The sequence below is a fragment of the Formosa sp. A9 genome (assembly GCF_051200825.1).
Taxonomy (GTDB): Bacteria; Bacteroidota; Bacteroidia; order Flavobacteriales; family Flavobacteriaceae; genus Formosa.
On sequence record NZ_CP195158.1, the window covers coordinates 3,117,280 to 3,135,938 of the forward strand.

The following is an 18,659-nucleotide window of genomic DNA, read 5'->3' on the forward strand; positions in this document are numbered from 1 at the left end:
TGCAAATAGCCTGACTTTTTTGTTTCATATTAAGCAAATGCTTTATTGTAATACAACCAGTGTAAAAAAGGTTTATCTTGTTTGATTATACGCAACCCTTTTAAAAAACCATATCGGAGATAAAACCCCGGCACACTACTATATTTTTTAATCACTTTTAAAAATGCTTTGGCTTCCTGAGAATCTCCAGAACGTAATAAATTTAAATACAGTCCAAAGTATTGATTATACACGCGCCATAACAAACCGCGTTCTAAATACTTTTTTTTATCCTTTGGAACACGTGACATAAATGTTTTAATAATCTCATCATTTTCCTGAATGCGGTAAATCCACATTCTTGGGTTTCGACTTAGTTGTCCCGTATGACGTCTTAACTGTATCAAGTGCTTTTGTATAATGCCTACTGGTAATGTATCCGTTATGCGACACCAAAACTCGAAATCGCCGGAATATTTTAAATCTTCTCTAAAATAACCATAGTGCTCAAAAACAGTTTTCCTAATGGATACATTAGCTATATTTCCAGGAACACTACCTACAAGAATGGAGGTTAAATCATGAGTTAAAGAACTCATTGTTTCATTTTTACCAATAGGCATTTTCTCTATCAGTTTTCCATATTCATCAATCACCTCAACACGGCTAAAAGCATAAGCAATATCTGGATTTTCTTTATGAAACTTCACCGTTTCAGATAAACAATTAGGCATCATGATATCATCTTGGGACCATAAATGTATAATACTTCCCTTGGCTTGCTTTATTAAAAAATTAAGATTTCCGAAAAGCCCCAAATTTTGAGGGTGATGAAATACTCTTAATCTAGAATCTTTTACACTATCTAAATAAACTTTAGTAGCTTCATCTGTAGGGCAATCGTTTCCAACTAAAACTTCAAAAGTAACATCGTTCTGATTTAGTAATGATTCCAATGACTGTTTCATTAATGGCATGCCCTTATAAGTAGGCATCACCACAGAAATATCGATAGTTTGATCTTTCATAGCTTAAGATTTCAATTGGTTAACAAGAGCAGTAACAATGCGCTCAAAATTCCATTGTTTAATATAATTTTGCGCATAAGCCCCCAAGGTTTTTAATTCATCTTGATCAATGTCTAAAAGTACTTGTTTTAAAGTAGTACTGTCGTTGGCTTTAATTACAAAACCATTTTCACTGGGTTGCACCAAATCGGTAGCGCAGCCTACTTTATCGCTCACGATTACAGGTCTTGCACAAGCCATGGCTTCATTTACCGCCAACCCCCAAGTTTCGCCTGGCCCTTTGGAAGGTAGACACATCACATTTCCCAAACGATACAGTATTGGCATTTTAGATTGATTTTGAAACGATAAGAATTTTATATTAGTATCGCCTTTTGCCTGTTGTTGCAAATCGGCTTCTAAAGGGCCATGCCCCACCAAAAGTAATTTCACTGGCTGCGTTCTCAGTTTATTTGCATCTTGTACAGCTTTTAACAAGGTGTCTGGTTGCTTTTTAGGCTCGAATTTCCCTGCAAATAACACCACTAAATCATCAGGCTGATACCCTAATTCTAAGCGCCATTTCTTGGCCTGTTCCTCATACAGCTTAGATTCGGAATCAAAAAAACGATCATTATCGATAGCATGTGGTGCATAAATTAATTGCTTGTCTTTAAGCCCAACTGCTTTAAAATATTTTTTATTTTCAGACCCAACATAGAATACCTTATCGATATACCTGTAAACATAAGTTAAATAATATTTTCTGAGTTGCTGTTTAAATCCTGGATGATCATCCAAAAGTGTAGAATCGCCTCGAAACCAAACTGGAATTTTTCCTTTAAAGTGTTTCATCACTTTAAAATGACTCTTCAAATACCAACCAAAAACCAAAATCGCATCAGGCTGCCATGCCGCTATTTTCGAAACCAATTCTGGACAATTTATACCATTTTTATGATGCGTTCCTGGATCTTTAGAACTATTTTCAACAAATTCGTAATCGTAGCCTTCTAAAAGCGGTATATCCCATTTAATCGTTTTTCCAAATGTTTTATCTTTCACATCTTCTGCTGCCTGAGACCATGTGTAAAATACTTTTAAAGTTACTTCTGATTTGGCAGATAGCAATTTAAACCAAGGTGCGTTATATTGTATAGGGTGTGTAGATACTATAGCTATTTTTTTCATGACTGGAGTCATTTCTTACTATATAAAATTATATTTATATTATTTTATTAACGACCTAACATAAGAATCATAAACCTTATATATTTCGCATCCATTATATTACTTTCTAATATCTTCAAACTTCTCGTCACATATTTGATTTTTATGATTCAATAAAATCTTTAAGTTAAAATCCTTTTACATCTTTCATAAGAAACATTAGCTTCTTGCAGAAGCTGAGATGGAATTTCAATCTCTGGATGCCCACCCGTCTTCATTAATTTCCCTCCTAATATGTTTTTTGATGGGTCTCCATGACTTGGTTTTCCAGTGTTATTAAATATTTTATAATCACTAGTTAGAGGTGATTCAAGCCCCAGCCAACCTGTTAAACTACTTAAAACAGAATCTGTTTTTTTAACAAGATCGTCTGAATCGACAAAAATAAAATCACGATTCTGAACTTCTGCAAGTTCAGAGAGTCTATTTAATCGAGAACAATAATAATTGGTAGCATCCTTTGGGTTTTTATACAAATCGTTACCTCTAGTAATCCCCATTTTTATAATGCTTTTAATAGTACTCTCAGGTTCTCTCAATAAAAAAATAAATTTAGGATTTGTGATGTCTATAACTTTTCTAGAAATCTCCTGATTATTATGAAGAATTTTATCCAATAAATACCTTCCTTCTATTTCATCTTTAAATTCCTCCTTCAAAGTTGCTTTCATATTTACAACATCCTTATAATTTACATATGATTTATGCATTTCGCGATAACCGCATATACCTTCATTACTCCCTAAAATATGAGAAAGAACTGAAGAACGACTCCGCATATGACTGAGGATGAATAGATATTTAGAATTACTAAATTGAATTTCAAATTTAGATTTAACTTCAGATAATGTTTTTCGCATATTTATATTTGACATAGGTATACTTATTTTTTTTTAAAATCCTCTTAATAGTAATTTTTCAATTAGTTTTTACATTTTAGAAGACTTTATTTAATACTTTTTTATACAACACTATCCATCACCTCAACCAAAGCTCTAGCCGATTCTTTGGACGAATATTGATTTAATTCGCTTAAATCGGGTTGCCAGTTCAAATCTTCTTTTTGAAAAGCTTTTAAGGTATCAACCATAGCTTCTGAAACGTTTTCATTAATATCACTGTTATGATAAGGCACTAAAAAGGGGTCTGCTTTCACATCCTTTAAAACCTGTACCGCTTGGCTTTCCCCATGCAATACTGTAAATAAAGGACGCTCACTTAATAAACATTGATAGGTTTTTGATGCCGTATAATGCTTTTCAGTGCTTCCAAAAAGCATCACGCGATCGGCTGCACTTAAATAATTTAGAATATACAAAAACGGCTGGCGTTCGCGTTGCTCGATTACGATATCTTCTAGGCCATAATCTGCTGCATAAGCGGTGATACGCTTTGCTGGATAGGGTCCAGTTCCTATAAAAAACAAGCGTATTGCTGGATCCCAATTTCCATCATCTTTTAATTTAGCAATGGCCTTAAAAAACGCATCCATAAACACATGGGAATTCGGTAGGAATGCTCCTGCATAAATCCAAGGTTTACAATTTGGCATTCCATACCATGGCATTTTTAAATTAGGTAATTGTATTTTATGATCGTTAGGGTCGAAACCATATGGCATACCCACATGTGCCGGAGGAGTTTTAAAATTACGCTCGATAACCGGCCAATAATAAGGCGTAGACACACCTGTAATAAACGATGCTTTTTTTACAGCATAAGGTTCTAAATTTCGTGCAACCAGCTGACTTAACTTGGCACGTGTATCGCTTTGATTGGTGATATCCCGCACCCATGGATCTATATAATCTATCCCATACGGAATACCTGTTTTATCATGAATAATACGGCCTAACAACGCCGTATAAAACGACGGTATCGGAATCCATATACAATCTATTTTTCGTGTTTTACAGAGTTCTAAAGCCTTTTCTTTTAAAAACGGAAACGCTCGCAAACCAATATCCCCTATAATGCGTGGTTTTGAAACTTTATACGCCTTTGTATAAACCACTTCAATATCTTTAGAAGCTGTTTTAGCAATTACAGGATCGGGCGTCTCTTCGTAATATTTCGAGTCGACTGTTAGCAATAAGGGATGCCAGCCAAACGATTTTAAATAATTGCCTATTAAACGTGGGCGCTGTACACCTGCTAAGTTAGCAGGCACCCAATGTGGATATATAATAAGTACTGTTTTCAATAATTTTATTTTTTGAAATTAAATTACAATTTCCAATGAGACAAATCTTTGTTTAGTAAAACTTCTAGATCTGTTATCGAAGTTTTATAAATTTTATTCAATTTTTCTTTCGAAGCCTGAGATAATTTTGGTTTTTTATTATTAAAAAATAATGACTTAACTCCCAACAACTTATCCTTAAAAGCTTTATTATTTACAATTTTAGTAGGCAAAAATCGTTTAACATTTTTCCAAAGCACAAAAAGAGGCATCATTCTACCTGGATAAACCGTTTTATTAGATTGTTTAACAACTTGTTCTTTTCGAACATAATCTACACCTAAAAATTTATATAAATCTTTTATTGTACGCTCCTGTTCTTTAATGAAATCTTCAAAAAAAATAATATGAATTTGAGAAGCATCAAAATACTGCATAAATATTTTTAAATGTTGTGCATATTGACCACGCTCTATCAAATAATCTCTAAAGTTTACTTTCCCATTGTGAATGTATAAGGACTCTTTACCTAATAAAATGTTTTCAAATAAATTACGCTTATTAACTATTGTACCTTTTGCTACATAAAACCAAAAATCAGACACATAACGATCTACAGGATTTCTTAGCATAAAGACTAATTTTAAGTTTGGAAAATTAGCTTTCAACTGTGGTGCTGCTTGCTGTGCATTAGACAAATACGACACCGAACCCTCGCCTGCTAACAACTGACCTGCATTTTTAAAAAAGACACTATATTCTTCAACATCCTCTGGAGTTCTTGGTCTTAAAAAAAAATCCAACTCCTTTGGGGATGTCATAAAAATCTTAGGATCTCTTCCTAAATATTCGCACAATGCTGTGGTACCTGCCTTTGCTGCACCTGCTACTATAAATTGTGGTTGCATAGTTTATAAGGATATATATTAAACAAAAGTAAGCCAGATACGTCGTAACTTTTCTTTTTCTTTATTCCAGCTAAAGACTTTTCCAGACTCTAACCTATCTGCTTTACTCTTTATAATCTCTGGTTTTTCTTTATAAATAGAAGTAATAGCTTTAGATATATCGAGTGTATTTTGACCGCATAATCTGCCCAATGTTTTGTTAGATTCTAAAAAATCTTTTTGAGCAGGGGTATCGGTTGCTAAAATATATAACCCTGCTTGGGCGTAAGTGATGATTTTATTTGTTAAACAAATCTGACGGTTTAAATCTGTTGAATTAAATTCTAACGCCAGACCTATATCGTACTGACTAACTTCGGCATGAAGTTCACGTTGTTGTAATGGTTCTTTTATTTGCAGACCAATGTTCGTGTCTTGTAACTGTAATTGTAAAGGTACTATAACTTCCTTCTGAAAATTGGCATCCATATCGCCTATTAATATCAAATCCAAAACGATTTCAGAATGAGATTCTACTAGCATCTCTAAAGCAGAGAATAACTCCTCTAAGCCTCTGCCATAACTTATTTTCTGGCTAAACCAGACTAAACTTAATACTTCATCAGCTTTATTATCTTCCTGAAAGGTAAAATCTTCTGCATTAAATCCGTTAAGGATCGTTTCCGAATTGTTAAACTGGCCCACTAAATCTGTAGTGTATTGTGCTATAAGCGGACTGGCAAACGTTACTGCCTTCGCCTTTGGCAACAGTGTTTTCATTAAAAATTCTCGCCGACGCTTTTCATTTTCGGCATCAAACGCAACAGTTTCTCCTGGATGATAATCTTCTACATCAAAAATAAACGGTACATCCCATTGTTTACCCAATTGGTAAGCTGGATATAATGCGCCTAAATTGTGTGCGCAAATTAAATCTACACGTAAATCAATCTGACTTGCAGTCTTCAATAATTGAAATGCTCTTCTAGAGTTCCCTAAAACATTCCATTTTAAATGATTTGAGAATACCGAATAAGCCTTTTTAGCCACTTTTTCACTCAGTCCCCAATACAACCAATCTAATTTATTAGTTGGAATAGCCTCTATATCGACTAATTGCAAGCGATCTGCTGCCTCAGGATATGCTAATTCAAGTTCAGAATGTAACACTTTTGTTTTGGCATCGCTCCAATTATGTAATTTAAACTGAAGCACCGTAGCTTTGTAGCCTTCTTGCAATGCCAATTGTAGTTCTTTATACAATCGGGGGTTAGTAGCTAAATTACTTGTGGTTAAAAATAGTAGGTGTTTCAATGCCGTTTTCTTTTCGTGATTCTTAAATACGCTATATTAACAATATATAGCTTATCGGTTTAATAATTTTCGTCCGTTAACAGCAACGGATTTTGCCAACTTCCAACCAAAGATCTTTTTGATTAACTCGATCATTGTTCCTCCTAAAATTGGATTATAAGCACTCCCACCTAAATCTTCACAAGACTTTAGTGCGCGCTTAGTGATATCTTTAAACTCAGGCCAAGCCTCCATAGCCACATGTTTATATTGGGTTGCAATTGCTTGTTTAGCTTGCTGAGATTCAGTTTTTTTAAACAAATAATCGGCTTTTAGACTCGTGGCCAACAAATTACTTTCTATATGTTTTATCTGCTTTTTTGAGGCTATATTTTGCCCCTTAATATGTTTTCGGTAATAATTTTTGGCCTCAGGAACATAAATTATTCCTTCACTCTGTAACCCTACCCGTGCAAAAAACTCGCCATCTTGGTCTTTAGCTAATTGCTCGTTCCAAGGATCTGCTTGCTCAATTAATTTTCTAGGTATTAACCAGGCACTGGTTTGTACCATATTCATATTTGCATCTAAACCTCCCCAAAGTTTTATAAATAATTCCTCTGGAGTGTCTGTAGAAAATACATAATCGACATCGGAACAACTACCATTTTCAATTGTATCGTAAAAGTGTATGGTATTGCAAACTGCCAATTTGTTCTGAACTCCATTTAAAGCATTGACTTGGCATTCAATTTTATTGGAACTTAACAGATCGTCGGCATCCAAATATTGAATATAATCGCCAGAGCTTACATCAAAGCCATAATTTCTGGCAGCACAAGCACCTTTCCCTTTATTTTTAAGGACTTTGATCTTATCACTTAAAAAAGATTCGGCCAGTTCCCAAGATCCGTCTGTAGAACCATCATCTACAACAATTACTTCAATATTGTTATACGATTGCTGTAATACAGATTGCAGCGTTTCTTCAAAAAAAGTAACGGCATCGTATAAGGGAATGATAATAGATACTAGAGGTTGCATTATATCTCTTTAATCAATTTTGCTGGTATCCCGCCATATATCGTTTCACTTGGCACATTTTTAGTCACTACAGATCCAGCTGCTATTACAGCTCGCTTACCAATAGTTACTCCTGGTAAAATGGTAACATTTGAGCCTATCCATGCACCATCTTCTATAAAGATAGGTTTCGATACTAAACCACCTTTCCAAGCAGGCAACTCCTTGTTGGTGTATTCATGGTCGTGGGTATACAGCGTACAATTAGGCCCTATGGCTACTTCATTACCTAATGTAACATCTTGCACAAGATCTATAATTGTAAAATCACCAATATGTGTGCCATTACCTATTTTAAGAATGCCTTGGCCTTGAGGTTCTCTTGAAAATATAGCGCAATGCGTTTCAATTTTCACATCATTTCCAAATTCCCAATGGTTATTAACATACAATCTGGCGTGGGCACCTAATTTAAAATTTTCACCAATAGTGACTTGACAATTTTTATTCACCAAAATAGTCGACTGAGTTTCAAATACTGCTGCTTGCCCAATAGAAAGTGTTCCTTTCTGCCCGATGCCTAAATTAGTGTGCTTTTCTAATCTAACCTTATCGCCTATGGTTAATGTTCCTGCACCTTCACGAATAACAGGAAATACAATCTGACTTTGTTTCCCTATCGATGACTGCGATAACTTATATAGCCAAAATACATGGCGTAATACCGTTTTTAATGTATATGATATAAATTGAAATACTATCAACTTAATTTATATTTTAAATGTTCTACTAAACTTTTACCTGAAGCTTTAGCCATTTCTTTTGCCTTAGCAAGTGAATGGTGTTTTATTGCTGAAATCACAGCCGTTCCTTGCTGTTTTTTCACATTTTCTACAGCTAATAGACGGTCAGTTTCAGATAGTGGACAATCCGTAACTTGTAATAATTCTTCTGCTAACAAAATATATTTAAACGGCACATAAGGATCGGTACGATTATCATTCATCTGCTGATCGTCATGTTCTCTGTACCACACGATACCATGGGGCATTAATACTACAGGATATTTTTGAGACAGCAAATGCCAAAGCTCGAAATCGCCTAAATGCTGTTTACCTGTAAATTTACCTACTGCTTCAAACGCTTCTTTTTTTATAATAGCTGATAATGGTGCCTTATGAAATATCTGCTGTACAAAATAATGCCGTTTGTAAGCTTGCTCTTGACTTAATAGAAACGGATATATTTGAGCTTTATCTTGTTCTAACGAACACAAACCGTATCCAGACTCTGGGAATTGCTCCATATAAAACACCAATTGTTCCAAACCATAAGGATAAATCATATCGTCTGCATCAACATATTTTATATATTTCCCTTTAGCATACGAAGCCGCTTTGTTTCGATTAGGGTAATCTCCTAAATTAACTTCATTTATGTAAACTTTTATACGTTCATCCTTTTCTTCAAAAGACTTTGCTATTGCAACTGAGTTATCTTTAGAACGGTCATCTACAATAATTAACTCCCAGTTTTGATAGGTAGAATTTATTACAGACTGTATGGCTTCTGCTATATACTTTTCTCTATTATAAACCGTCATTAAAACGGATACTAAAGGATTTGCTTTCATCTATCTTATCGAATCTTATTTATTTTCTTCTATTAATGATTCTAAAATAAAATGGTTGGGAATTGAGTTTTCATCATACAACTCTTTAAAACCAAAACGCTCCAAAATATCTGAAGCCGATTTTAGTTGCTCTTGATTAATTTGACTCTTCCAGTTTGATATACTGAAATTATTGGTAACCGATGTTTTTGAGGGTTTCTTAAATTTTTTAAAATCTTTAAAATCGCCATTCACAGATAAATCTAATTTCACAAATTCTTGAATACGATTTAACTCTTTTTCTGGATTTATTACCCAGTCCTCATAAAAAGTTACTAATAACTCATTTCCTTTAAATTGTTTAAGAGGAACATAATTAATTATGGACCATATTAATATTTGCTTATCTAAATGAGTACCATTTTTAGAAATATCCTTAATTAAGTTTTCAAACGGATTCAAAAAGTCATTCATAAGTTCTTTCTGATTTAAAAAATCTATCGGATCTGTCATCCAATACCAATCTTTAGTTCTTGATTTAGATAATGCCACAGAAAACGGATTTCTAATTAAGAGTACAGGTTTTACATATTTATTGGTTTTACAAATCTGATAGGCCAATAAATTTGTAAAAATATCTTTAATCAACATATTTTTATATCTCGGTCTTTGCCATATAAACCTATTTGCTTCCTCTGATCGTTTTTGATAAAAATTGCCCTTCAATATCTGAGAAGACAACGTTTCTATTGCTATATTATCATTTGCATCATTTAAATATTTATGTTGGCAAAAACCAACGGCACTTAATTCGGAATAACTGGGGTGGAAAGGTTCGAATAATTCTCTAAAGGAATTATTAAAATTAATTAAAGAAGACACCCAAGTTGTGCCGCTACGCCCCGACCCAATTAACCATATGGTTTTGTCATACTGCTTGGGATAATATTTATATATATAGGTAACAAAAATTTTAATTAATCTTTGTTTTCTTAATTCCATGTTACTTTTCTGCTTCACAGTACTAATTTTTCAATAATTTAATTTCAGTATTTTATACTAACTCCCTTTAACAGTTAAATTTTGATCTAATAAATTCATAATATCAACATCTACATCAAAATCAAATTTTCTGGCAAACAGCTTATTTTCTGGTTGATTTAATAACAAGTTTAAATCTTCTGCTTTAAAAGTTACGGGTAAAGGTTCGTTTTTCCTGCTCCAATCTGTAAAATGAAGGTTTGGCTCAATTTTTATAGAGGCATCATCTTTAGACACCACATTAAGTATAGTTTGAAAAAATTGTTCATCTGCACAAAATGTATGTTTATAATAAGCGTCTAACTCTTTACGGTGCTCTAAATAATAAGAATAAATTTTTTGTAATGTACTGTAAGTTAAACACCACCACTGGCCTCCCCAATGATAACTATCAAAACAGCTAGAGCGCTTAATGCTCAATATGGGCCATAATTTTTAAAAAAACTTAGTGCGTTTTAATAAAAGCCGTGTTATTGCTTTAATATCTTTAACAGACAAACCCACTATGGGAGGTAAAAGAATATAATCTCCTCTTTTATCTGACAAATTAAATTTATACTTTTTTACACGTTCGTAAGTATGTGTGTTATTTTCTACTGGTCGTGTTATTATAAAATCATGATCTTTATTTGTATATAAAAAATCGTTTATAAATAAAGAATTTTTTATTGGATAGTCCTGACCGCTTAATAATATTACATGTCCTTCCGAGGAAGTCTGCAATGCTATTTCAATAAGGTTTAGTGTTGCCGCTACTTGAGAATAATCTCCCCAAACACAATTTACTCGATTAACTATAAATTGCACATTAGCTGTCTTGATTAGATCGACAAAAGGAGTGATGTCTGATTTTAAATCAATGTGAATTAAGAATTTAGAACAACTATCATCTAATCTATCAATTAATCGCTTTAATTGTTCAGGATTTTTATGAGCTAGTATGAGGTAAGTCTTATTAACTATTCTATGTTCCATTTAGTTAAGGAGATGTCTATTCATTTTAGTTAATTACGCGCACTATTGTAAATAAATTAAAAATTTATAATTTGTTAGCCTCTAGATCTTCTACGTATTTTTGAATAACTCCCTGCCAACTATACCTATCTTTCATTAATCGTCTTCCATTTTTTCTGATCTTTAATAATTGCTCCTTATCATCAAAATGTTTTAGGATGTTTAAAAAATCTACATCAGAATTAAATTCAAAAAAGTGTTCCCCATCTATAGCATCTATACCTTCTATTCCTTTAGCTGTACTCAGTACCAATTTCCCATAAGACATCGCTTCTAATATTTTAAGTCTAGTTCCGCTACCTTCTAAAAGAGGCACAACCACTACATCGTATTTTTTATATTCAGCTTCAATATCTTCTACTTCTCCAACCAACCGAATATTATTAAAAGGTTTTATAAATTTGAAATCATTTAAATTTGGAGATTTACCAACTATGGTTAATGTATATGCTTTGGGTAAAGCACCAAAAATATTTTCTACAAACCATTGTAATCCGTTAACATTTGGAAAATAATTTAAAGTACCTACAAACAAAATATTCTTGTAATCCTCTTTGACGTCTTGAAAAGTCCTAGACTCGATATCTGACCCATTAGGAATTTCAAAAAACCTCACATTAGTCTTCGGATTGGCGTTTTTAAATTTAACCTCATCAGCTTTACTACATACCCAAATTTCTGAAAAATAGGCATCAATGTTATGCTCATAACGTTGCAAAACGTTTAACTCATTTTCGTTTTTTAACAGTTCTGAATCGGTAGTTTCTGCATTATTACGTTTATTATCTATACTCATTTGCGCCAACTCCGAGTCAAAATTATGCGCATTAAGAATCTTATTCTTAAAAAGACCATTAACATTTTGGACCACAGCTAAAGTATCAAACACAATCGTGTCCAAATTTGTACACTTTGGATTGTGTTTAATTTCTTGCAATTGTTTTTTTAACAAATAGGTTTCTAAGTTTGATTGGTGCAAAGCTGTTTCAGATTCATATTTTTTAAGAATGTTATTTAACATTTTAAAACCTTGAAAAACAAATCTATTTTGAATAAGTGTTTTTTTTGCTCTAACTGCTTTGCTTACTATAAAATTAGCATCAACATCAAGATTGTTACTATTGCTATATGGAGACAAAACATGTAAATCGAAATGTTTGGATAATTCCTTAATCAAAAAATAAGTGCGTTGTTGTCCTCCATTGCCATCTTTCCTAAAATGAAGATTTGTTACAAACAACATAGGTGTTTTTAACATAGAATATATGTTTTATAAATCTGCTCTAAAAGTGTATTAATTTCACTTTGATTCTTGTCACTTTTGGATACCAACATTTCAACAATACGCGTCCTATTACTTTGCAATGCTTTTATTTTGTTTGGTAGTTTTTTAAAATCATTTACATTCACACAAAACTCCAGCATTCCCAAATCGGCCAAATAGTTATCAATTTTATTCGCATAACTCACAGCAATAAAAGGAACTCCCATTTGAGTAGCAAATATCAAAGAATGTAAACGCATGCCTATAAGATAATCGCTATTTCTCAGGTCATTAATATTAAATTCTAATTCCTCATTAAAATTTAAATAATCTCGAAATAATAAATTATCTCCATTTTTCGAATTAATGTGTAAAGGGAATGGTGTTATACGTTTTGTGGTACTAATTTTAACTAAATTCAAAAACTTTTTTATATCCCACAATCCTAAAACAGAAGATAAAAAAGGTAATTTATGATTTAATTTATTAAATCTGTGGTAATTTCTAGTGTACTGTTTAAATATGTTAGCTTTCCAAGGCCTTAAAGATAATGCGACAGTGCCTTGCTCTCCTGAATTAGAAGCTTTAGGGTAAGGATTTAAGAAGGTTAAATCTGGAGCTAAAAAGAGATTGCCATCCATATAATTATTGAAAATATCAACACTAAATTTATCTCTTACCACAACAAATTTAGCATGCTTAGCTATATAGGTTATAAAGTCGATATTATCATTTCCTACACTATCAATACTTACACCAATAAACCCCCATGGAATAGTTACCCTTTCCATTAAATCAACAACTCTATTAGTGTTTCTAAGAATTAATCCTCCTCCTCCTACTAGCAAAAAATCGCAGGTATTAATATCATGTATTTTAGTTTCTAGTTCTTCCCATGCTATAAATACCGCTACATCAGTTACTCCTAATGCTTTCAATTTTCCACTTAAACATTCTAAAATTCTATCGTCACCTGCATTATTCTGGTAATACCAACCTAAAATTCCAATTTTCATTTATAAAGTTATTTCATTTTTATAGAAAGTATTAATAAGATATTTATCCATACTTAGCATATATTCTACAAAATCATTATCATAAGCTTTCTTATTATAATTCCCTTTATTTTTTTCAGGAACTGAAGACAGAACTTTATGATCTCTAGATGTATGTGTTTTTATATATTGTGTTAAATCTTCTTGCAAGTGCTCTTGTTTCAAAAAATGAATATTCGGTTTAATAACACCCAATAAGTCTTCTGTTTGTCCTGAGATTAAGCGTTGTGCTGAATGTTCAGGATCTTCAGAATAAAATATTAAAAAAAGTCGCGTACTATATCCTAACGTATCTGCATATTGCGGCAATAAGTTAGAAGGTGTTAACTTTGGATTATTTAATAACTTCGCATAAGTTAACAGATCTATATTCGGATAATCTGGATATTCTTTTTCGATTGAAGATATCTCCCCTACCGGATTTCTTTTCCACCATCCAAAATAATAAGAGGACGTTATTCTTTCTAAAGGATTTCTTACAACTGTTAAAATTGGGCGGTCTTGATACATCTTAGGGATTTGTTTTGCTATCCCATGTTGATCCTTATAGTTAGACGACGGGTTACCATATATTTTAGGAAAATATAACTCTTTAAAAACTTCTTGTTTGTAAAAGATACTATTAAATAAGCTATCTTCTTTATATAATTGTTTTATACATTCTCGCATATACGAACTACCTGTTTTGGGGTAGTTTAACAAAACAAAATCTTTAGTAACAATCATTAATTCTTAAAATAGTTTAAAATATTTTTATTTTTTTATTTCCCCATCTTCAATTGTAATAATTCTATTACAGTGTTTTAAAGTACTCAATCTATGCGCTATAATTATTAACGTAAGGTTGCCATCACTTAAAGTGTGTATTGAATCTGTAATCTCCTTTTCTGTTTCGGTATCTAGAGCGGATGTGGCTTCATCAAGAAAAAGAATTTCAGAATCAAAATATAAAGCTCTAGCTATTCCAATCCGTTGTCTTTGTCCTCCAGATAATCGCGTCCCATTTTCGCCAATAATTTCTTTCTCCCCAAACTCCAAACTATCAACCATACTCCTTAAATTGGCCTTTTCTATAACCGTTTGAAGCTTTTTATTATCTATCTCTTCTTCTTTACAACCAAAAGCTATGTTTTCGGCAATAGTACCATCTATCAAATAAACCTGTTGCTGCACATAGCCCACTTTTTCGTAGAAAGCCTTCTCGTGACTAATATCCAATACTGTCTGGTCAATAAGAAAACTACCCTTAGTTGGCGATAAAAATCCCAATAAGATATTCATTAAAGTCGTTTTACCTGCTCCAGATGGCCCTACTAAACCTATAACCTCTCCCTTTTTAATAGTCAGGTTAATATTCTTTAAAACTGGGGTTTCTGAATTTGGGTAACTAAATTCTACTTGTTCTAACCTTAAATGTTGATTAAAAGCTATAGGATATTGTTTTGGTTCTTCAAGTAATCTGGCCTCGGTTTTTAAAGGAGATAGCACCTCAAAAATCCAATTAGACCTATTTAGTCCATTAATTGCGACCATCATACGATTTATAGATGGCATAATACGATATCCTGCAACAGCAAATAAACCCAATAATTTTAAAAGTTCTACTTTAGATGGAAAGTAATAAATACCAAAAGAAATCATAATAGCTACTGCTAGCATAATTGAAGTTTCAATTACTCGAGTAGGAACCAAGTTATAAATATTAGTTTTAACACTTACATCTACTAAATCGTCTAAATTCTCTTCAATTTTATCTCTAAACTCTTGTTCTGCCCCCATTATTTTCACATCGACAAAACCAAATATACTTTGAAACATGTTTTTACCCACCAAGGGAGTAACCTTTTGAGTAACATTACCTAGCTCATGCGATTTTTTTCTAACCCAACTATAAAATATTAAAAATGGAGGCAGTACAGTACAAGCTAGCAACAATAAAATTTTAAAATTGTAAATTGCTATAAATACAACTATAAATACTAAAACTATAACTTCGTTTAAAAAATTCAATGCGCCTAACACCTGTAATTGTGCAAATTGTGTTGTTGCTACACGAACATTTCTCATTACAACATTAGAGTTTGTAGTTTTAAAAAAAGAAAAGCCTTTTTTATAATAAATTTGATGCATCTTTAAGGCAAAATCTTTTGATAAACCAAGTGCAAATTTAGAATTATGCTTGACTATTAATAAACCTATTAAGTTTTTACCTAATATTACTAAAAATAAGCCAATAGCCAGAATAACTACTAATTGGTTCTCATTTGTTAAATGTAGTGTATCATAAATCCCTTTTAGATAAGGATTTTTTCCTATACCATCATCTTCCAGCAAAACAGAAAAAACAGGTAATAAAGCACCGAGTCCAAGTAAATCTAAAAATGAACTTAAAAACAGTAAACATCCTACAATAATTAATTTCATCCTATCTTTTGAAGGAAGTATTTCTATTACAAAACGAATTGTTTTATAAACTATTTTCATGCATTTTAATTTTTATAAAATGTTTTATACCAATCTACAAAAGCTTTAACACCAGCTTTGACATCGGTTTTAGGTTTGTATTTATATTGTTGTTCTAAAGCTGAGGTATCGGCATACGTTTGTTTAACATCGCCTGGCTGCATAGGGAGCATATCTTTAATGGCAGTTTTCCCTAAAGCCTCCTCTACAGCTTCAATATAATCTAGTAATTGTACAGGCTGGCTATTGCCAATGTTATAAAGTTTGTATAATCTCGATGCCTCCGAAGGCTGTAATAACGTAGCAACTACTCCCGAAACAATATCGTCTATATAAGTAAAATCACGAGATAAATCACCGTTATTAAATACCTTGATTGGTCTATCGTTAATAATTGCATCTGTAAATAAAAACATAGCCATATCGGGTCTGCCCCAAGGCCCATACACCGTAAAGAATCGTAAGCCTATGGTCTCAAAACCATACAAATGACTATAAGTATGTGCCATCAACTCATTAGCCTTTTTTGTGGCCGCATATAAGCTAATAGGGTAATCTACATTAGCTGTTTCTTTAAACGGAACCGCATCGCTATTACCATAAACACTAGAGCTACTGGCATAAACCAAGCGCTTGATATGATGATTTCGGCAACCTTCTAAGATATTTAAAAAACCAATCAGGTTACTATCGGCATAAGCATTAGGATTTTGTAATGAATAACGCACACCTGCCTGCGCGGCTAAATTGCAAACAGAATCAAACTTGAAATCTTGAAACAACTGCGCCATAGCTTCACGATCTTCCAAATTCATTTTAATGAATTGCATACGATCGCCAAAAGTTTCGCTTGAAGTAGCATGTAAATCCTGCTCAGCTTCAGTTCTTAAAACACCTAATTCTGTTAAACGCGCATATTTTAAATTGATGTCGTAATAATCATTAATATTGTCGATACCGATAATACAATGTCCTAAATTCAAAAGCGATTTTGCAACATGAAAACCAATGAAGCCTGCGACTCCCGTTACAAGTATCGTTTTTATTTCAGTTTTATCATTTTGTTGTTCCATAATATAATGGTTATAAGGTTATGCTGTTATACCTTTATATAACTTAGACTATTAGAAATCACACTGTGTCTTCGATTCACTATTCAACCACAATTCACGGCATCACAGCATCACTGCGTCACCACTTCACTGAGTAACCGATTTACTGCCCAATTACATAAACCTGAAAACCAACCTGTTCCAATGCGGATTTATCTAATAAGCTTCTACCATCAAATACAAATGCTGGCTTGTGCATGTTATCGTAAATGCGTTGCCAATCGTACGTTTTAAATTCATCCCATTCGGTTAACACAGCTATGGCGTGAGCACCTTCTAAAGCTTTGTACGGATCGTTCTCAACGGTTAAAGCATTTTGATTCGCTTCTGAAGATCTAGTTTGCAAGTAATCTAAGTCACTGTACATTTGCTGATCTGTTACCTTAGGATCGTATACCACAACATTAGCTTGTTCATCGATTAATTTATCAGCCACATAAATAGCAGCCGATTCACGGGTATCGTTTGTGTCTTTTTTGAAAGCCCATCCTAAGAAAGCCAATTTTTTACCAGAAACCGTGTTATACATGGTTCTCACCATATTCGCTGCAAAGCGATGCTTTTGATGATCGTTCATAATAATCACTTGTTCCCAATAATCGGCAACAGCATCTAATCCATAAGATTTAGCGATATACACTAAGTTTAAAATATCTTTCTGGAAACAAGATCCGCCAAAACCAACGGATGCTTTTAAAAACTTAGGTCCAATACGACTGTCTTTACCAATAGCATTCGCCACTTCGTCTACGTTAGCACCAGTAACTTCACATAATTCCGACAACGCATTTATAGAAGACACACGTTGCGCTAAAAAGGCGTTCGCAGTTAATTTAGATAACTCCGATGACCATAGGTTAGTAGTTATAATTTGAGCTTTAGGCACCCAACTTGCATAAACATCTACTAATGCCTGAATGGCTTCTAAACCTTCAGGAGTTTGTTCTCCACCAATCAACACACGATCTGGAGCTTGTAAATCTTCTACCGCTGTACCTTCAGCTAAAAACTCAGGATTTGATAATATTTGATATTTAACACCATTTCCTGTATTATCTAAAATGTTTTTAACTGCTTCTGCAGTTCTTACCGGGAGTGTCGATTTTTCTACAATGATTTTATCGCTTTTGGATACTCTAGCGATCTGACGCGCGCACAACTCGATATATTTTAAATCGGCAGCCATGCCTTTACCTACTCCATACGTTTTTGTAGGCGTATTTACCGATATAAAAATCATATCTGCGGCATCTATAGCGGCATCTACAGCTGTACTAAAAAACAAATTTCTACCACGTGATTCGCCTACTACAGCATCTAAACCTGGTTCATAAACTGGCAGGTTATCTAAATTATCGTCGTTCCATGCAGCAATTCGCTTTTCGTTTAAATCGACTACAGTTACGTTAATGTTCGGATTTTTTTGTGCGATAACAGCCATAGTTGGACCTCCAACATAACCTGCACCGATACAACAAATATTTTTTACTTTCATGT

Annotated in this window: 18 protein-coding genes; all 18 read right to left on the bottom strand. The window is 33.1% G+C overall.

Going from position 1 to position 18,659, the window contains the following annotated elements; all coding sequences use genetic code 11:
- Positions 1-29: 29 nt before the first annotated feature.
- Complete coding sequence (locus ACR9EA_RS13690; protein WP_435134167.1) at positions 30-1,007, bottom strand: glycosyltransferase family 2 protein; 978 nt, start codon at positions 1,005-1,007, stop codon at positions 30-32.
- A gap of 3 nt (positions 1,008-1,010) precedes the next feature.
- Positions 1,011-2,177 carry a glycosyltransferase family 4 protein gene (locus ACR9EA_RS13695; protein WP_435134170.1) on the bottom strand — a complete coding sequence of 389 codons (1,167 nt, stop codon included), beginning with the start codon at positions 2,175-2,177 and terminating at the stop codon, positions 1,011-1,013.
- Positions 2,178-2,338: 161 nt separating this feature from the next.
- The gene (locus ACR9EA_RS13700) at positions 2,339-3,091 is read right to left on the bottom strand and encodes a hypothetical protein (protein ID WP_435134172.1); all 753 of its coding nucleotides are present in this window, start codon (positions 3,089-3,091) and stop codon (positions 2,339-2,341) included.
- Positions 3,092-3,177: 86 nt separating this feature from the next.
- Positions 3,178-4,419, bottom strand: coding sequence for a hypothetical protein (locus ACR9EA_RS13705; RefSeq protein WP_435134174.1), 1,242 nt, complete (start codon positions 4,417-4,419; stop codon positions 3,178-3,180).
- Positions 4,420-4,442: 23 nt separating this feature from the next.
- Positions 4,443-5,306, bottom strand: coding sequence for a sulfotransferase domain-containing protein (locus tag ACR9EA_RS13710; RefSeq protein ID WP_435134177.1), 864 nt, complete (start codon positions 5,304-5,306; stop codon positions 4,443-4,445).
- 18 nt (positions 5,307-5,324) lie between these two features.
- Positions 5,325-6,599: a hypothetical protein gene (locus tag ACR9EA_RS13715; RefSeq protein ID WP_435134180.1), complete on the bottom strand. Its 1,275-nt coding sequence runs from the start codon at positions 6,597-6,599 to the stop codon at positions 5,325-5,327.
- Positions 6,600-6,650: 51 nt separating this feature from the next.
- Entirely contained in the window at positions 6,651-7,622 is a 972-nt protein-coding gene (locus ACR9EA_RS13720) for a glycosyltransferase family 2 protein (RefSeq protein WP_435134182.1), read from the bottom strand.
- The gene (locus ACR9EA_RS13725; RefSeq protein ID WP_435134185.1) at positions 7,622-8,365 is read right to left on the bottom strand and encodes an acyltransferase; all 744 of its coding nucleotides are present in this window, start codon (positions 8,363-8,365) and stop codon (positions 7,622-7,624) included. The genes ACR9EA_RS13720 and ACR9EA_RS13725 overlap by 1 nt, the downstream gene beginning before the upstream one ends.
- The gene (locus ACR9EA_RS13730) at positions 8,362-9,234 is read right to left on the bottom strand and encodes a glycosyltransferase family 2 protein (RefSeq protein WP_435134188.1); all 873 of its coding nucleotides are present in this window, start codon (positions 9,232-9,234) and stop codon (positions 8,362-8,364) included. The genes ACR9EA_RS13725 and ACR9EA_RS13730 overlap by 4 nt, the downstream gene beginning before the upstream one ends.
- A gap of 15 nt (positions 9,235-9,249) precedes the next feature.
- Entirely contained in the window at positions 9,250-10,215 is a 966-nt protein-coding gene (locus ACR9EA_RS13735) for a sulfotransferase domain-containing protein (RefSeq protein ID WP_435134189.1), read from the bottom strand.
- 57 nt (positions 10,216-10,272) lie between these two features.
- Positions 10,273-10,674 (bottom strand): beta-1,6-N-acetylglucosaminyltransferase, encoded by a 402-nt coding sequence (locus ACR9EA_RS13740; protein WP_435134192.1) that lies wholly within the window; start codon positions 10,672-10,674, stop codon positions 10,273-10,275.
- Between the two features lie 15 nt (positions 10,675-10,689).
- Positions 10,690-11,229 carry a beta-1,6-N-acetylglucosaminyltransferase gene (locus ACR9EA_RS13745; protein WP_435134195.1) on the bottom strand — a complete coding sequence of 180 codons (540 nt, stop codon included), beginning with the start codon at positions 11,227-11,229 and terminating at the stop codon, positions 10,690-10,692.
- Positions 11,230-11,293: 64 nt separating this feature from the next.
- Entirely contained in the window at positions 11,294-12,526 is a 1,233-nt protein-coding gene (locus ACR9EA_RS13750; RefSeq protein ID WP_435134197.1) for a glycosyltransferase family 4 protein, read from the bottom strand.
- On the bottom strand, positions 12,520-13,548 hold the full coding sequence (locus tag ACR9EA_RS13755) for a polysaccharide pyruvyl transferase family protein (RefSeq protein ID WP_435134200.1): 1,029 nt from the start codon (positions 13,546-13,548) through the stop codon (positions 12,520-12,522). Before ACR9EA_RS13755 ends, ACR9EA_RS13750 begins: the two co-directional genes overlap by 7 nt.
- A complete protein-coding gene (locus ACR9EA_RS13760; protein ID WP_435134203.1) occupies positions 13,549-14,313 on the bottom strand; it encodes a hypothetical protein in 765 nt (254 codons plus the stop codon).
- A gap of 27 nt (positions 14,314-14,340) precedes the next feature.
- Positions 14,341-16,071 (bottom strand): ABC transporter ATP-binding protein, encoded by a 1,731-nt coding sequence (locus ACR9EA_RS13765; protein ID WP_435134205.1) that lies wholly within the window; start codon positions 16,069-16,071, stop codon positions 14,341-14,343.
- 5 nt (positions 16,072-16,076) lie between these two features.
- Positions 16,077-17,123 carry an NAD-dependent epimerase/dehydratase family protein gene (locus ACR9EA_RS13770; RefSeq protein ID WP_435134208.1) on the bottom strand — a complete coding sequence of 349 codons (1,047 nt, stop codon included), beginning with the start codon at positions 17,121-17,123 and terminating at the stop codon, positions 16,077-16,079.
- A 142-nt stretch (positions 17,124-17,265) separates the two neighbouring features.
- Entirely contained in the window at positions 17,266-18,657 is a 1,392-nt protein-coding gene (locus ACR9EA_RS13775) for a nucleotide sugar dehydrogenase (protein ID WP_435134211.1), read from the bottom strand.
- Positions 18,658-18,659 lie beyond the last annotated feature (2 nt).

Bases quoted from the DNA above. Each gene is read 5' to 3' on its own strand.
- ACR9EA_RS13690 (WP_435134167.1), bottom strand. From the start codon at position 1,007: ATGAAAGATCAAACTATCGATATTTCTGTGGTGATGCCTACTTATAAG.
- ACR9EA_RS13695 (WP_435134170.1), bottom strand. From the start codon at position 2,177: ATGAAAAAAATAGCTATAGTATCTACACACCCTATACAATATAACGCA.
- ACR9EA_RS13700 (WP_435134172.1), bottom strand. From the start codon at position 3,091: ATGTCAAATATAAATATGCGAAAAACATTATCTGAAGTTAAATCTAAA.
- ACR9EA_RS13710 (WP_435134177.1), bottom strand. From the start codon at position 5,306: ATGCAACCACAATTTATAGTAGCAGGTGCAGCAAAGGCAGGTACCACA.
- ACR9EA_RS13720 (WP_435134182.1), bottom strand. From the start codon at position 7,622: ATGCAACCTCTAGTATCTATTATCATTCCCTTATACGATGCCGTTACT.
- ACR9EA_RS13730 (WP_435134188.1), bottom strand. From the start codon at position 9,234: ATGAAAGCAAATCCTTTAGTATCCGTTTTAATGACGGTTTATAATAGA.
- ACR9EA_RS13735 (WP_435134189.1), bottom strand. From the start codon at position 10,215: ATGGAATTAAGAAAACAAAGATTAATTAAAATTTTTGTTACCTATATA.
- ACR9EA_RS13745 (WP_435134195.1), bottom strand. From the start codon at position 11,229: ATGGAACATAGAATAGTTAATAAGACTTACCTCATACTAGCTCATAAA.
- ACR9EA_RS13750 (WP_435134197.1), bottom strand. From the start codon at position 12,526: ATGTTAAAAACACCTATGTTGTTTGTAACAAATCTTCATTTTAGGAAA.
- ACR9EA_RS13755 (WP_435134200.1), bottom strand. From the start codon at position 13,548: ATGAAAATTGGAATTTTAGGTTGGTATTACCAGAATAATGCAGGTGAC.
- ACR9EA_RS13760 (WP_435134203.1), bottom strand. From the start codon at position 14,313: ATGATTGTTACTAAAGATTTTGTTTTGTTAAACTACCCCAAAACAGGT.
- ACR9EA_RS13765 (WP_435134205.1), bottom strand. From the start codon at position 16,071: ATGAAAATAGTTTATAAAACAATTCGTTTTGTAATAGAAATACTTCCT.
- ACR9EA_RS13770 (WP_435134208.1), bottom strand. From the start codon at position 17,123: ATGGAACAACAAAATGATAAAACTGAAATAAAAACGATACTTGTAACG.
- ACR9EA_RS13775 (WP_435134211.1), bottom strand. From the start codon at position 18,657: ATGAAAGTAAAAAATATTTGTTGTATCGGTGCAGGTTATGTTGGAGGT.